Annotated in this window: 11 protein-coding genes; 7 read left to right on the top strand and 4 right to left on the bottom strand. The window is 61.4% G+C overall.

Annotation, left to right across the window (positions count from 1 at the left end):
• Window positions 1-78 precede the first annotated feature (78 nt).
• Window positions 79-1368 carry an MFS transporter gene (locus tag AC4PS7_RS00075; RefSeq protein WP_010213385.1) on the top strand — a complete coding sequence of 430 codons (1290 nt, stop codon included), beginning with the start codon at window positions 79-81 and terminating at the stop codon, window positions 1366-1368.
• A 3-nt stretch (window positions 1369-1371) separates the two neighbouring features.
• Here the strand turns inward: AC4PS7_RS00075 and AC4PS7_RS00080 are convergent, their stop codons facing one another.
• A complete protein-coding gene (locus AC4PS7_RS00080; protein WP_492179018.1) occupies window positions 1372-2742 on the bottom strand; it encodes a GntT/GntP/DsdX family permease in 1371 nt (456 codons plus the stop codon).
• Window positions 2743-2984: 242 nt separating this feature from the next.
• Here AC4PS7_RS00080 and AC4PS7_RS00085 point away from each other — a divergent pair, with 242 nt between their 5' ends.
• The 3 genes from AC4PS7_RS00085 to AC4PS7_RS00095 are packed head-to-tail and all read left to right on the top strand — an operon-like array spanning window position 2985 to window position 8486.
• Window positions 2985-4205: a TolC family protein gene (locus AC4PS7_RS00085; RefSeq protein WP_031290791.1), complete on the top strand. Its 1221-nt coding sequence runs from the start codon at window positions 2985-2987 to the stop codon at window positions 4203-4205.
• Between the two features lie 18 nt (window positions 4206-4223).
• Complete coding sequence (locus AC4PS7_RS00090; protein WP_010213379.1) at window positions 4224-5330, top strand: efflux RND transporter periplasmic adaptor subunit; 1107 nt, start codon at window positions 4224-4226, stop codon at window positions 5328-5330.
• Between the two features lie 18 nt (window positions 5331-5348).
• Window positions 5349-8486, top strand: a complete 3138-nt coding sequence (locus AC4PS7_RS00095) for a CusA/CzcA family heavy metal efflux RND transporter (RefSeq protein ID WP_010213376.1) — start codon at window positions 5349-5351, stop codon at window positions 8484-8486.
• On the opposite strand, the gene AC4PS7_RS00100 is transcribed toward AC4PS7_RS00095, so the two are convergent.
• The 3 genes from AC4PS7_RS00100 to AC4PS7_RS00110 all read right to left on the bottom strand — a co-directional run bounded on the left by AC4PS7_RS00100 (window position 8410) and on the right by AC4PS7_RS00110 (window position 12181).
• Entirely contained in the window at window positions 8410-9846 is a 1437-nt protein-coding gene (locus tag AC4PS7_RS00100; protein ID WP_492179019.1) for a heavy metal sensor histidine kinase, read from the bottom strand. The genes AC4PS7_RS00095 and AC4PS7_RS00100 overlap by 77 nt on opposite strands.
• Complete coding sequence (locus tag AC4PS7_RS00105; RefSeq protein ID WP_010213373.1) at window positions 9843-10517, bottom strand: heavy metal response regulator transcription factor; 675 nt, start codon at window positions 10515-10517, stop codon at window positions 9843-9845. The genes AC4PS7_RS00100 and AC4PS7_RS00105 overlap by 4 nt, the downstream gene beginning before the upstream one ends.
• Before the next feature lie 344 nt (window positions 10518-10861).
• Window positions 10862-12181: an OprD family porin gene (locus AC4PS7_RS00110; RefSeq protein ID WP_492179020.1), complete on the bottom strand. Its 1320-nt coding sequence runs from the start codon at window positions 12179-12181 to the stop codon at window positions 10862-10864.
• Window positions 12182-12406: 225 nt separating this feature from the next.
• On the opposite strand from AC4PS7_RS00110, the gene AC4PS7_RS00115 reads away from it, so the two are divergent.
• From AC4PS7_RS00115 to AC4PS7_RS00125, 3 genes are all read left to right on the top strand, one after another.
• Window positions 12407-12739, top strand: a complete 333-nt coding sequence (locus tag AC4PS7_RS00115) for a DUF2790 domain-containing protein (protein WP_044286599.1) — start codon at window positions 12407-12409, stop codon at window positions 12737-12739.
• Window positions 12740-12845: 106 nt separating this feature from the next.
• Window positions 12846-14162, top strand: coding sequence for a methyl-accepting chemotaxis protein (locus AC4PS7_RS00120; protein WP_042571030.1), 1317 nt, complete (start codon window positions 12846-12848; stop codon window positions 14160-14162).
• A gap of 54 nt (window positions 14163-14216) precedes the next feature.
• Window positions 14217-14804: a flavin reductase family protein gene (locus tag AC4PS7_RS00125; protein ID WP_492179021.1), complete on the top strand. Its 588-nt coding sequence runs from the start codon at window positions 14217-14219 to the stop codon at window positions 14802-14804.
• Window positions 14805-14893 lie beyond the last annotated feature (89 nt).

Consider the following 14893-nt stretch of genomic DNA (forward strand, 5'->3'; position numbering starts at 1 on the left):
AATATATCTGTCGCGATTGCCATCACTGGGTTCAGCTCATAACCTGCACGCCATTTTGTTTGTCTGCCGAGTCTTCACATGACTGCCACCTTTCCTGCACAGGCGCAGCGTTTTTCCCGCTCCGACTACAAAACCCTGGGCCTGGCCGCCCTGGGCGGTGCCCTGGAAATCTACGACTTCATCATCTTCGTTTTTTTCGCGTTGACCTTGAGCCAGCTGTTCTTTCCGCCGGAAATGCCTGAGTGGCTGCGCCTGCTGCAAAGTTTCGGCATTTTCGTCACCGGTTACTTGGCGCGCCCGCTGGGCGGCATCCTGATGGCGCACTTTGCCGATCATCTGGGGCGCAAGCGCGTGTTCAGCCTGAGCATCCTGATGATGGCGCTGCCGTGCCTGCTGATCGGGATCATGCCGACCTACGCGCAAATCGGTTATTTCGCACCGCTGATCCTGCTGGCGTTGCGCGTGCTGCAAGGCGCCGCGGTGGGCGGTGAAGTGCCCAGTGCCTGGACCTTCGTCGCCGAACACGCGCCGACCCACCATCGCGGTTACGCATTGGGTTTTCTGCAAGCCGGCCTGACCTTCGGTTACCTGCTCGGCGCACTGACGGCGACCCTGCTGGCGCAAGTCTTCACCCCGGTCGAAATCCTTGACTACGCCTGGCGCTTTCCCTTCCTGCTCGGCGGCGTGTTCGGTGTGATCGGCGTGTGGCTGCGTCGCTGGCTCAGCGAAACCCCCGTGTTCCTCGAAATGCAGGCCCGCCGCCAGGCCGCCGCCGAACTCCCTCTGCGCACCGTGCTGCGTGACCATCGCGCCGTGTTGCTACCGGCGATGATCCTCACCTGCGTGCTCACCTCTGCCGTTGTGGTGCTGGTGGTCATCACCCCGACCATGATGCAGAAAACGTTCGGCATGAGCCCCAGCCACACATTCGCCTTGAGCGCCCTGGGTATCGTGTTCCTGAATATCGGCTGTGTGCTGGCCGGCTTGCTGGTCGACCGCATCGGCGCCTGGCGCGCGGTGCTCGTCTACAGCCTGTTGCTGCCAGTGGGTATTGCGGTGCTGTACGCCAGCCTGATCAGCGGCGGTATCTGGCTGGGTGCGGCGTACGCCGTAGCGGGCTTGAGTTGCGGAGTAGTAGGCGCGGTGCCATCGGTGATGGTCGGCCTGTTTCCAGCGCAGGTGCGGGTGTCGGGAATTTCCTTTACCTACAACATTGCCTACGCGCTGTGGGCGAGTACCACGCCGTTGTTGCTGATTGCGCTGATGCCGACCAGCCCGTGGATTTGCGTGGGGTACTGCGTGGTGATGGGGGCGGTGGGCGTGGTAAGTGTGGCGCTGTTCGGTAAGCGCCACACCCTGGCTGCCTAAGGCTCAGGTCAGGAAGTGCCAGAGCAGCAGCGTACCGACCAGGCCCACCACGGACACAATAGTCTGCAACACCGACCACACCCAGATCGTCTGCTTCAACTGCAGGCCCAAGTACTCACGCACCATCCAGAACCCGGCGTCGTTGACGTGGCAAAAGAACACTGAGCCGGCGCCAATCGCCAGCGCGACCAACGAACTCTGGGTCGCTGCGAGCCCGGCCATCATCGGCGCGAGGATGCCTGCGGTGGTCGTGGTCGCGACGGTGGCCGAGCCGGTTGCCTGGCGCAACGCCACGGCGATCAACCAGGCCAGCAGCAGGTAAGGCATGTGCGCGCCTTCGGCGACCTTGCTGATGGTCTGGCTCACGCCGGCATCCAGCAGCGTTTGCTTGAGACCGCCGCCAGCGCCGATGGTCAGCAGCAATACGGCGATGGGCGCGAGGGCCTTGCGCAGTGTGTTGCCGACTTCCGCGCGTGGCATGCCGGCAGCCCAGCCCAGGCAGATCACGGCGGCGATCACGGCCAGGCCGAGGGCGATCAGCGGTTCGCCGAGGAATTTCAGGGTCAGGCCGATGGCGCTTTCAGCCGGCAGCGCGACTTTGGCCAAGGTGCTGCCCAGCATCAGGATCACCGGCAGCAGAATGATCAGCAATGACACGGTAAAGCTTGGCTGGCGCGGTGCCTTGGGTGGTGCGCTGAACAGCGCGCCGATGTCGGCCGGCTCGTCTACGTGGAGACGTTTGGACAGCCAGTTGCCATAGATCGGGCCAGCCAGGATCACCGCCGGCACTGCCAGGCAGAAGCCCAGCAACATGGTCAACCCCAGGTCGGCATGCAACGCGCTCACTGCGATCAGCGGCCCCGGATGCGGTGGCATCAGGGCATGCAGGGTGGTCATGCCCGCCAGCGCCGGGATCGCGATTTTCAGCAGCGGCTGGTTCGAGCGTTTAGCCATCACCAAGATGATCGGCACCATCATCACCAAGCCCACTTCGAAGAACAGCGGGAGGCCGATCACCATGGCCACCAGCGCCATCACCCAGGGCAATGCCTTGCCCTTGCCCAACCCGAGCAAGGTGGTGGCGATACGGTCGGCAGCACCCGACTCCGCCATCAGTGCGCCGAGCATCGAGCCCAGGGCGATGATGATCCCGGCTTCACCGAGGATCGCCCCGGCGCCTTTGCTGAACGCCTTGGCCACTTCTTCGGGCGGCAGCCCGGCGCCGACCCCGGCGATAAAAGTACCGATGAGGATCGACAGGAACGGCGGCAATTTGGTCGCACTGATCAGCACGATGATGCTGGCGATGGCCAGCAGTACACAGAACATAAGGCGGGTGTCGTGAACCATCCACACGGCAGTCGATAACTCCAAAACAGGGCTCCTCATCGAACAGGTCGGGAAAATTGTTTCTTTTTGTTTCCTGCTCGAAAAGCATACCTGATACGACGTTGGCCAAGTGCTTATGTGCCGTTTTGGTGCGATCAGCGGTAAGAGGCGGTGATGCCCGCCGCAGAGCCATTGCTGTCGGATTTGTAATCTTTGCTCCACCGCCTTGATAAGTCGCGACGGCTACATTGCCCCCGCTTGTACTTCATGGGCGTGGAACTCTTGTTATGGCAATTTCCGTTAAAAAACTTCTCGGAGCGGGTGTGTTGTGGGTGGTTGCCAGCGCCGCCCAGGCACAAACCCTGACCCTCGATTCAGCCCTGCAAACCGCTTTCGCCAACAACCCCGATTTGGCGGCCGCGCAATGGGAAATCGACATCGCCCAGGGCGGGCGTCAGCAGGCCGGTTTGATCCCCAACCCGGTGGCTTCCTGGGATGTGGAAGACACCCGCCGCGACTCCCGCACCACCAGCATCAAGATCAGCCAGGCCCTGGAACTGGGCGGTAAACGGGGGGCGCGTATCGACGTCGCGTCCCGTGTGCAGGACGCCGCCGCATTGACGTTGGAGCAGCGGCGCAACAGCCTGCGCGCCGAAGTCATCGACAACTACTATGGTGCGCTGCGCGCACAGGAGCGCCTCGACCTGGCGCAGCGTTCCATGACGCTGGCCGAACGCGGGCTGGTTGTCGCCAACGGTCGGGTGACAGCAGGCAAAGCCTCGCCGGTGGAGGCCACGCGGGCCCAAGTGCAGTTGTCGGAGATTCGCCTGGAACGTGACCGCGCGCAGATGGGCCTCACCGATGCCTATCGTCGCCTGGCCGCCAGCACTGGCAGCGCGGCGCCGAACTTCCAGGCCGTCGCCACACGAAACCCTTCCACACTGGCCGTGCCGTCAGCCACCCAGTTGCTGGCACGCCTTGAGCAGACCGCCGAGTTGCGCCTGGCCGAACTGAGCATCCTGCAATACGAAGCCAGCATCGGCTTGGAAAAAGCCCAGCGTATTCCCGACCTCGATGTGTCCATCGGCAGCCAATACGATGCCAGCGTGCGTGAACGGGTGAACCTGGTCGGTGTGTCGATGCCGATCCCGTTGTTCAACCGCAACCAGGGCAATGTACTCGCCGCGACGCGTCGCGCCGACCAGGCTCGCGACCTGCGCAACGCCACCGAACTGCGCCTGCGTACCGAAACCCGCCAGGCCGTCGACCTGTGGCAGTCCGCGAATACCGAGGTGCGCGTATTCAATCAGCAGATCCTGCCCGCCGCTCAAAGCGCGGTGGACAGCGCCACCCGTGGTTTCGAAATGGGCAAATTCAGCTTCCTCGACGTGCTGGACGCCCAGCGCACCCTGATCGCGGCGCGCACCCAATACCTCACTGCCACCGCCCAGGCCACCGACGCCTGGGTGCGTATCGAGCGGATTTACGGCGATCTCGCCCGTTTTTGATTCTCTTTGGAGTCCACTATGAACAACCGACACGGCGTCGCACTCGCCGTCGCCCTGGGCCTGATGCTGTCCGGCCTCACCAGGGCCGACGAAGAAGAGGGCGCACTCGAACTCACCGAACAGCAGATCCAGGCGGCCGGCATTCAACTGGCGATGGCTGAACCGCGCTCAATCGGCACGCTGCTGACGTTACCGGGGGAAGTGCGCCTGGATGAAGACCGTACCTCTCACATCGTCCCGCGTGCGGCGGGCGTGGTGGAGTCGGTGAAGGTCAACCTCGGTCAGTCGGTGAAGAAGGGTGAGTTGTTGGCGGTGATCGCCAGCCAGCAGGTGTCCGACCAGCGCAGCGAGTTGGCGGCCAGCGAACGACGCGTCGAACTGGCACGCACCACCTTCCAGCGCGAACGCCAATTGTGGCAAGACAAAATCTCCGCCGAGCAGGATTACCTGTTGGCGCGCCAGACACTGCAAGAAGCCGAAATCGCCCTGAACAATGCCCGCCAGAAGATGACCGCGCTCAGTGGCAGTGCTGGGCTGGTTGGCGGCAATCGTTACGAACTGCGCGCGCCCTTTGCTGGCGTGGTCGTGGAAAAACACCTGGGCGTTGGCGAAGTCGTGGGTGAAACCAGTAACGCCTTCACCCTCTCGGACCTGTCCCACGTGTGGGTCACGTTCGGTGTATTTCCCAAGGACTTGAACAAGGTCCGGGTCGGCAAACCGGTCAACGTCAGCTCTACCGAAATGGGCACCGAAGTGCAGGGCACTGTGGCGTTTGTCGGCAACCTGCTCGGTGAACAAACCCGCACTGCCACCGTGCGCGTCAGTGTCGCCAACCCTGACGATGCGTGGCGCCCGGGCTTGTTCGTCAACGTGCAACTCGTCACAGATTCTTACGAGGCCAAGGTCACCGTCCCACAAACCGCAATCCAGACCGTCGAGGAAAAGCCCTCGGTCTTTGTACGCACGCCCGAGGGTTTCATCACCCGCCACCTGGAACTGGGGACGAGTGAAAACGGCTACGTTGAAGTGCGCCAGGGCCTTGAGGCCGGGGCACAGGTGGCTACTGTCGGCAGCTTCATCCTCAAGTCCGAACTGGGCAAAGGCTCGGCCGAACACGCCCATTGATCCCGCGAGTGATTCCCCATGTTTGAGCGCCTTATCCAATTTGCCATCGAGCAGCGCATCATCGTGCTGCTGGCGGTGCTGTTGATGGCCGGTGTCGGCATCGCCAGCTATCAGAAATTGCCCATCGACGCCGTGCCCGACATCACCAACGTGCAGGTGCAGATCAACTCGGCGGCGGCCGGGTTTTCGCCGCTGGAAACCGAACAGCGCATCACCTTTCCCATCGAAACCGCCATGGCCGGTTTGCCGGGTTTGCAGCAGACCCGTTCGCTGTCACGTTCCGGGTTGTCCCAGGTCACGGTGATCTTCAAGGACGGCACCGACCTGTTCTTCGCTCGCCAGTTGGTCAATGAGCGCTTGCAAGTCGCTCGTGAGCAATTGCCCTTGGGGATCGAAACGGCGATGGGGCCAATTTCCACCGGGCTTGGGGAAATTTTCCTATGGACCGTTGAGGCCAAGGAGGGCGCGCGCAAGGACGACGGCACGCCTTACACGCCGACTGACCTGCGCGTCATCCAGGACTGGATCATCAAGCCGCAACTGCGCAACGTGCCGGGCGTGGCCGAGATCAACACCATTGGCGGCTTCGCCAAGGAGTACCAGATTGCGCCCGACCCCAAGCGTCTGGCCGCCTACAACCTGACCTTGAATGACCTGGTCACCGCGCTGGAGCGCAACAACGCCAACGTCGGCGCCGGGTACATCGAGCGTAGCGGCGAGCAACTGCTGATCCGCGCGCCGGGGCAATTGGCGTCTATCGAGGACATCGCCAATATCGTCATTACCAGTTCGGATGGCACGCCGATTCGCGTGCGCAATGTCGCCCAGGTCGAGATCGGCCGTGAACTGCGTACCGGTGCCGCCACGGAAAATGGCCGCGAAGTGGTGCTGGGCACCGTGTTCATGTTGATCGGCGAAAACAGCCGGAGCGTGTCCCAGGCCGTGGCGAAAAAGCTTGAAGCGATCAACCGTTCGCTGCCCGAGGGGGTGGTCGCCGTCACCGTCTACGACCGCACCAACCTGGTCGAAAAAGCCATTAGCACCGTGAAGAAAAACCTCTTCGAAGGCGCTCTTTTAGTGGTGGCAGTGTTGTTCCTGTTTTTGGGCAATATCCGCGCCGCGCTGATCACCGCGATGGTGATTCCCCTCGCGATGCTGTTCACCTTTACCGGCATGTTTACCAATAAAGTCAGCGCCAATTTGATGAGCCTTGGCGCGCTGGATTTCGGCATCATCGTCGACGGCGCGGTGGTGATTGTCGAGAACGCCATCCGCCGGCTGGCCCACGCACAGCACCGCCATGGCCGACTGCTGACTCGCAGCGAGCGCCTGCACGAAGTGTTTGCCGCCGCCAAGGAAGCACGACGGGCGCTGATCTTCGGGCAACTGATCATCATGGTGGTGTACCTGCCGATCTTCGCCCTCACCGGGGTGGCCGGGAAGATGTTCCACCCTATGGCGTTTACCGTGGTGATTGCCCTGTTGGGCGCGATGATTCTATCGGTGACCTTCGTGCCGGCGGCGATTGCGCTGTTCGTCACCGGCAAGGTCAAGGAAGAAGAAAACCTTGTCATGCGCAGCGCGCGTCGGGTCTATGCACCGGTGCTGGACTGGGTGATGGCGCGTCGTCCGTGGGTGTTCGGCTTGGCCGTGTTGACCATCGTCGCCTCGGGCGTTGTTGCCAGCCGCATGGGCAGCGAATTTATCCCCAGCCTCAGCGAAGGCGATTTCGCCCAGCAGGCCTTGCGCGTGCCCGGCACCAGCCTGACGCAATCGGTGCAGATGCAACAGCAGCTGGAAAAAACCTTGATGGCCCAGGTGCCGGAAATCGAGCGGGTATTTGCGCGCACCGGAACTGCGGAAATTGCCTCCGACCCGATGCCACCGAACATTTCCGACAGCTACGTGATGCTCAAGCCCAAGGACCAATGGCCGGACCCGCGAAAGTCCCGCGAAACCCTGATCGCCGACATCCAGCGCGCCAGTGCGATTGTGCCGGGCAGCGCGTACGAGTTATCGCAGCCGATCCAGCTGCGTTTCAACGAGTTGATCTCCGGTGTGCGCAGCGATGTGGCGGTGAAGGTGTTTGGCGATGACATGGACGTGCTGAACAAGACCGCCGGGGAAATTGCCGAGACCCTGCAAAAGCTCGGTGGCGCCTCGGAAGTCAAGGTTGAACAGACCTCCGGCCTGCCGGTGCTGACCATCAATATCGACCGCGACAAAGCCGCGCGTTTTGGCCTGAATGTGGGCGATGTGCAGGACACCCTTGCCGTCGCTGTCGGGGGGCGCCAGGCGGGCACGCTCTACGAAGGTGACCGGCGTTTCGACATGGTCGTGCGCTTGTCTGACGCGCTGCGCACCGATATCGACGGGTTGTCGCGGTTGTTGATTCCGGTACCGGGTAATGCGTCTGGACAGTTGGGTTTCATTGCGTTGTCCCAGGTAGCGAGCCTGGACCTGGTGCTTGGCCCGAACCAGATCAGTCGTGAGAACGGCAAGCGTTTGGTGATCGTCAGTGCCAACGTGCGCGGACGCGATATCGGCTCGTTCGTGGAAGAGGCTGAGGCGGCGATTCTCGCTCAGGTCAAGGTGCCGGCGGGCTACTGGACCACCTGGGGCGGCCAATTCGAACAGTTGAAGGAAGCATCCGAGCGGTTGCGCATCGTGGTGCCGGTGGCGTTGCTGCTGGTGTTTGGTTTGCTGTTCATGATGTTCAACAACCTCAAGGACGGCCTGCTGGTATTCACCGGGATTCCGTTCGCCTTGACCGGTGGGATCATGGCGCTGTGGCTGCGGGATATTCCGCTGTCGATTTCGGCAGGAGTGGGCTTTATTGCCTTGTCCGGCGTGGCGGTGTTGAACGGCCTGGTGATGATTGCGTTCATCCGTAACCTGCGCGAGGAAGGGCGCTCATTGTCGATGGCGATCAACGAAGGCGCGTTGACCCGGTTGCGCCCGGTGTTGATGACGGCATTGGTGGCTTCCCTCGGGTTTATCCCCATGGCGCTGGCCACCGGCACCGGCGCCGAAGTGCAGCGGCCGTTGGCGACGGTGGTGATCGGCGGGATTATTTCTTCTACGTTGCTAACCTTGCTGGTGCTGCCGGCGCTGTATCAGTGGGCGCATCGCAAGGACGAGGAAACACCAGGCTGAACCGCGTGAAACGGCCCGGCTGGCTGCTGACGTCGGCGTGCCCCTGATGCAGGTGCATGATCGACTGCACAATCGCCAGCCCAAGGCCGGTGCCGCCTTCAGCACGGGCGCGGCTGTTGTCGGCGCGGTAGAAACGCTCGAAAAGATGCGGCAGGTGATGGGCTTCGATGCCGCGCCCCGGGTTGCCCACCGACAGCGACACGCTCTGCTCATAGCTTTCCACCAGCAGCAAGACGCTGGCGTCGCGAGGGGTGTGGCGAATGGCGTTGGACAGCAGATTGGAAATGGCGCGCTGAATCATCAGGCGATCTCCCGTTACCCAGGCGTCGCCGCGCAGGGTCAGGCTGACGTTTTTGTCCTCGGCGCTGAGGGCGAACAACTCCATCACCCGCAGCGCTTCCTGCTCCAGCGACACCGGTGCAAATCCGGCCCGCGCCGCCGGGTGGCTGACCTGGGCCAGGAACAGCATGTCGGACACCATGCGCGACAGGCGTTCCATTTCCTCGGTGCAGGACTCCAGGCTGGCCTTGTATTCGTCCGAGGGCCGCTCGCGGGATAAAGTCACCTGGGCCTTGCCCATCAGGTTGGTCAAGGGAGCGCGCAGTTCATGGGCGAGGTCGTCGGAGAACTGCGTCAGTTGCTGCACCCCGGCGTCCAGGCGGTGCAGCATGAAGTTGATGCCCTGGGCCAGTTCGCCCAGCTCTTTGGGCAGGTTGTCCAGGGACAGCCGGTGGGTCAAGTCCTGGGTGCTGACTTTGGCTGCCACGCGGCTGAACTGCTGCAGCGGTGCAAGCCCGCGTTGCACCAGCCACCAGGCGCCCATGCCGATCAGGATCAGCAGCATCGGCAGGGCGATCACCGTGGAACGCAGGTAGGCACTGAGCAGCGCTTCATCATCAGAGCGGTCCAGGGATAGCAGCACGCGTACGTACTCGCCGCCTTGCAACGGCATCAGGCGCGTCGCACTGAGGATACGATTGCCCTGGCCGTCGACCCAGTTCAAATAAGCCAGGTTTTTACCGGTGGGCACGTCGAGCAACAGCGGTTGCTGGGGCTTGGCGCCGACGCTCAGCAGTACCGGCGCATCGGAGCGTGCGCCGATGATGGTCAGGTAGATATTGTCGTGGCCCATCACCAGGTCCAGCAGTGAGTGCGGGCGGTTAGTGATGCGGTGTTCATCGAGGCCCTGGCCGAGGGTATGGGCCAGTTGCTCCATTTTGTTTTCCAGGCCCTTGCGTGCCAGCTTGTCCAGTTCGTGGGTCAGGGCCAGGTACGCCAGGCTCGCCAGCAGCACAACCAACCCGGCGCCCATCAGGCTGACCGTCAGCCCCAGGCGCATCGACAGGCTACTGGTCTTCATGGGCGCGCCTCCAGCACGTAACCCACGCCGCGAATCGTGTGGATCAGCTTCACCTCACTCTGATCATCGACCTTGGCGCGCAGGCGGCTGATGGAGACTTCCACCACATTGGTGTCGCAGTCGAAGTTCATGTCCCACACCAGCGAGATGATCTGCGTGCGGGTCATCACCTCGCCGGCCTGGCGCATCAGCACGTGCAGCAAGGCAAATTCTTTGGTCGTCAGGTCGATCCGACGGTTGCCGCGATAGGCGCGATGCCGGCGTGGGTCCAGTTCCAGGTCCGAGACGCGCAGCACATCCGGCAGCGGGATGTGCTCGCTGCGTCGCAACAACGTGCGCACACGGGCCAGCAGCTCGGGGAACTCGAAGGGCTTGACCAGATAATCATCGGCGCCCATGTCCAGGCCCTTGATCTTGTCGGCCAGCCGCCCACGCGCGGTGAGCATCATCACGCGCTGGTTACCGTCGCGGCGCAGTTGCTCCAGCACTTCCCAGCCGTCGGTGTTGGGCAAGTTGACATCCAGGATCACCAATTCGTAGCTGTGTTGCCTGGCAAGGTGCAGGCCATCAATGCCGCTGGCGGCGCAATCGACGACATAACCGCTTTCGGTCAGGCCTTGCTGCAGGTAGTCGGCGGTTTTCTGTTCGTCCTCAACCACAAGGATACGCATGGGGAATTACCTTCAAAGAAAACGACAGGGGCATGGCCCCATAGCGAGGCTGAATTGAGCGTAGGAAAATTCTGAACCGTGAAGTAGCTTTAGGGTCAAGCCGCCTCAGGCAAGTGCGACGATTCGTCACTCAAGTCTGCACTCAAAAAAAACGCCCCAACCGGGGCGTAAAAGTTCATCTCTGTTCCAAAGGAGCTACACAAAAGCCGCAGAGATGAGGTGTGTTCGATGTGCAGTGTAAAAAGTGCAACTTAACGAGAAGGTGAGGCCGATATTACAGTTCTGTCAGATTTCAACTTGTGAACAGATGTAGCGCATTAGAAAGTGAATGTAATTGGCCTGCCTCACAGCACCGCAATTGGATATTCGACAATCACCCGAACTTCTTCCAAGTCCGACTCAAATGCACTTGAGCGCACCGTCGCCTGGCGCAGTCGCAACGACAAATCTTTCAAACGGCCCGCCTGCACCACATAGCGGGCTTCGATATCCCGTTCCCAGCGGCGCTGATCGGTAAGCGGATTGCCGGCCCCATCACGGCGCATGTACACCGCGTTGGCGTTGCTGTAGTCAGCGCCGGAGCCTCTGCCGTAGCGGGTCATGAATGACAGGCCGGGAATGCCGAAGGCCTGCATGTCGAGGTCGTAGCGCACCATCCATGAGCGCTCCTTGGGCGAGTTGAAGTCGCTGTACTGGATCGAGTTGTTGAGGAAGATCGAGTCCGACTGGCGCAGGTAATCGAAGTCGTCATCGCCGTTGTTGCGCTGGTGCGAGACAGCCAGACTGTGGGCGCCGACTTTCACGCCGAGCCTGGCGCTCCAGATGTTGTTGTCGAATGCCCCCAGCCGCTTCTTACCTTCGTCCACCGCCTTGTAGTAGTTGAAGTCGCCGAACAGCGAGACCTCGTCATTGAGTGGATAACGGGCGGCGCTGCCGACATAGTACTGGTCCCAGGCGTCTTTCAAGCGACTGCTGTAGAGGCTGAAGCTAAGGTTTTTGTTGACGGTGTAGTCACCGCCGAAATAGCCGATCCAGGGCGAGTCGACCGGGCCTGCGTAGAAGGTGGCAAACCCCTTGTCCATGCCGCTTTGCGCAGGCTGGCTCATGCCGGTCAAGCGTCCGCCCTGCAAGCTCAGGCCTTCCAGGCTGGTGTTTTGCGCGGTGACGCCACGAAAGCTTTCGGGCAAGACGCGCGAATCGCCGTAGGCCACGACCGGGGTCAGCGGGAATACATCGCCGGCTTTGATCACGGTGTCCAGCACACGCAATTTCGCGGCACCCCCGACTTTGCTGTAGTTGTCTTCCGGGTGGTTGCTGCTGTCCACCGGCAACACGCCGAACGAACCTTTGCCACCGCTGCGACCGGTGCCCGAGTCGAGTTTCACGCCGACCATGGCAAATGCGTCCAGACCGAACCCCACGGTGCCTTGGGTAAAGCCGGATTCGAATCGTCCAATCAGTCCCTGCGCCCAGGCTTCTGAATAGCCGTTGCCGGTGGGGCTGGACTGGCCCTTGCGATCATCGCGATTGAAGTAAAAATTACGTGCCAGCACGTTAACGGTGCTGCCTTCGATAAACCCCTCGGGTGGGTCTTGCGCGGCCACAGCCGTGAAGGGCAAGGCGGCGCACAGTGAGAGGTGAAGGCTGTAGTGACGGATACGCATGGTTCGCTCCTGGTGACTGGCAGTGTTCAGCTTCTTATGGGAGTGGGCGTTCTTATTGATCTGGCCCGGGCTGATAGTTGCAAACCCTGGATAACGAAGACGTGGCGTGAACATTACAATTATGGAAACTCACCGTTATCTAACAAATAAGTAATGTTCTGGTGAAGATTGCGTCAGGGTCAGTTGGTTAGTCTCGACACTGAACTTTCAATCGAGGAACTAAGCATGAACGTTTATTCAATCGGCCTGGGTGTGTTAACGGCAGTCTTGTCTTTTGGTGCCTTGGCTGAAGGCGGGGGCGATCGTACGTTCGCGCTGATGATGGAGCGTAATGAAAAGGCCATGGCCGACTACGCCGCCAAAAAGGGCAAGCCGGCACCCGAAGTCCAGGCCTATCGCTATGGCATGAAGCTGGACATTGCCGAGGTGGTCAACGTCACGGCACCGATCCGCTCGTGCAACACGGTGCCGTCGCGCATGACCTACGAAGACTCCAGCGGCAAGCTCAATACCCTTGAGTATCAAGTGATGGGCGTGTGCCGAAACAATGGCAGCTGATGGAGCTAAAAATATACTCGGGAATGGGGCTAAAGCCCTCTTCAGAAAACACCGGGAGCGCCGATGCAGGTCAGATCCATCTCCCCCATTAGATCATCGGTGCCCCATGTTCAACACCCGTTTGAAGCAGGAGCTGGCGGCTCTTCGCGAAGAGTTGTCCAGCTTGAATCAGGTCAAGGAGAGCCTGGAAAGTGAAATGCTGTGCCTGACGCTGGACGCCGAAGGCCGGGTGGAGTGGGCCAATGCCAACTTCCTGCAGGAACTGGTCTACCAGAGTGGCCAACTGCTTGGGCGTCCGATCGAAGACTTGGTGCCGGCCCACGTGCGCAAAGACGAGTTCCAGCTGCGCTTCAAGAACGCACTGGTGCGCGGCGAACATTTCGCCGGCACCGTGCGCTTGGTGCGCGGCAATGGCCAGGAAGTGTGGCTGCGCTCGATTGTGCAGCCAGTGCGCAGTTCCGATGGGCGCATCAAGCATTTCTCGATTTATTCCAGCGACCTCACTCGCACCATCGAGGCTTCCCGTGAGCATGAAAACCTGATCACCGCGTTGGTGCGTTCCACCGCGGTGATCGAGTTCGACCTTGGTGGCCACGTGCTGACGGCGAACGATCGCTTCCTCAGTGGCATGGGCTACAGCCTGGCGCAAATCCAGGGCAAACATCACCGCATGTTCTGCGAGCCGGAGGAATACAACAGCACCGAGTACCAGGACTTCTGGAAACGTCTGAACGCCGGTGAGTTCGTCGCGGCGCGCTTCAAACGCGTGGACAGCCATGGCCGTGTGGTCTGGCTGGAAGCCACCTACAACCCGGTGATGGATGCCACCGACCGGCTGTACAAAGTGGTCAAGTTCGCCACGGTGATCACCGATCAGGTCAACCAGGAACAGGCGGTTGCCGAGGCGGCAAACATGGCTTACAGCACTTCGTTGCAAACCGATAACAGCGCCCAACGCGGTACGACCGTCGTGACTCAGGCAGTGGATGTGATGCGCGACCTGGCCAAGCACATGCAACAGGCTGGCGAAGGCATTGAAGCGCTGAACGCCCAGTCCCAGGTGATCGGCACCATCGTCAATACCATCAGCGGCATTGCCGAGCAGACCAACCTGCTGGCGCTCAACGCCGCGATCGAAGCGGCGCGTGCAGGCGAGCAGGGGCGTGGTTTTGCGGTGGTCGCCGATGAGGTGCGGCAACTGGCCTCGCGTACCAGCAAGGCGACCGAGGAGATTGTGGGCGTGGTCCGTCAGAACCAGGACATGGCCCGCGATGCGGTCAGCCTGATGACCGACGGACGCCTGCAAGCCGAGCAAGGCCTGGCTCTGGCGGCCGAAGCGGGCACGGTGATCGTGGAGATCCAGGACGGCGCGCAAAAGGTGGTCAGTGCGGTGGGGCAGTTCGCCAACCAACTGTCGAGTTGAGCCTGGGGCTTCGGGTATCGTAGGCGCTTTCTGGCATAAAAGAGTCGACCGTCCATGAGCCCTACCCACCGTCGCCCCGTTCCGCTGTCCAAAGCCTACCGTTTGCTCAACCATGGCCCGACCGTGCTGGTGAGCGCCGCGCACAACGGCCAGCGCAATATCATGGCGGCTGCTTGGGCCATGCCGCTGGATTTCGAACCGCCGAAAGTCGCCGTGGTGCTGGACAAGGCCACTTGGACACGTCAATTGCTGGAAGGCGCCGGCACCTTTGTGCTCCAGGTGCCTTGCGCGGCCCAGGCGGATCTTGTGCAGACGGTCGGCAACACCACCGGCTCCGAGATTGACAAGTTTGCCGCTTACGGCTTGCAAACGTTCAAGGGAGAACACACCGAAGCACCGCTGCTGGAAGGTTGCGTGGCGTGGTTGGAATGCCGCCTGCTGCCCGAGCCTCACAACCAGCAGACTTACGATCTTTTCCTGGGTGAAGTCGTCGCGGCCTATGCCGACGACCGCGTATTCAGCGACGGCCGGTGGCACTTCGAAGGGCATGATGAACTGCGCACGTTGCACCATGTGGCAGGCGGGCATTTCTTGACCATCGGAGGTCAACTCCAGGCTTCGAGCTTGACGCCGCAGGCGTGAAACTCACCACTTCGGTGAGTACTGCCGGGACGGCGGATAGACCAGCGAGATCGTCCGACTGCGCCCGGCGACGGAGGGTGAGCGCATGA

The sequence above is a fragment of the Pseudomonas sp. DW-iso3 genome, from assembly GCF_058725305.1.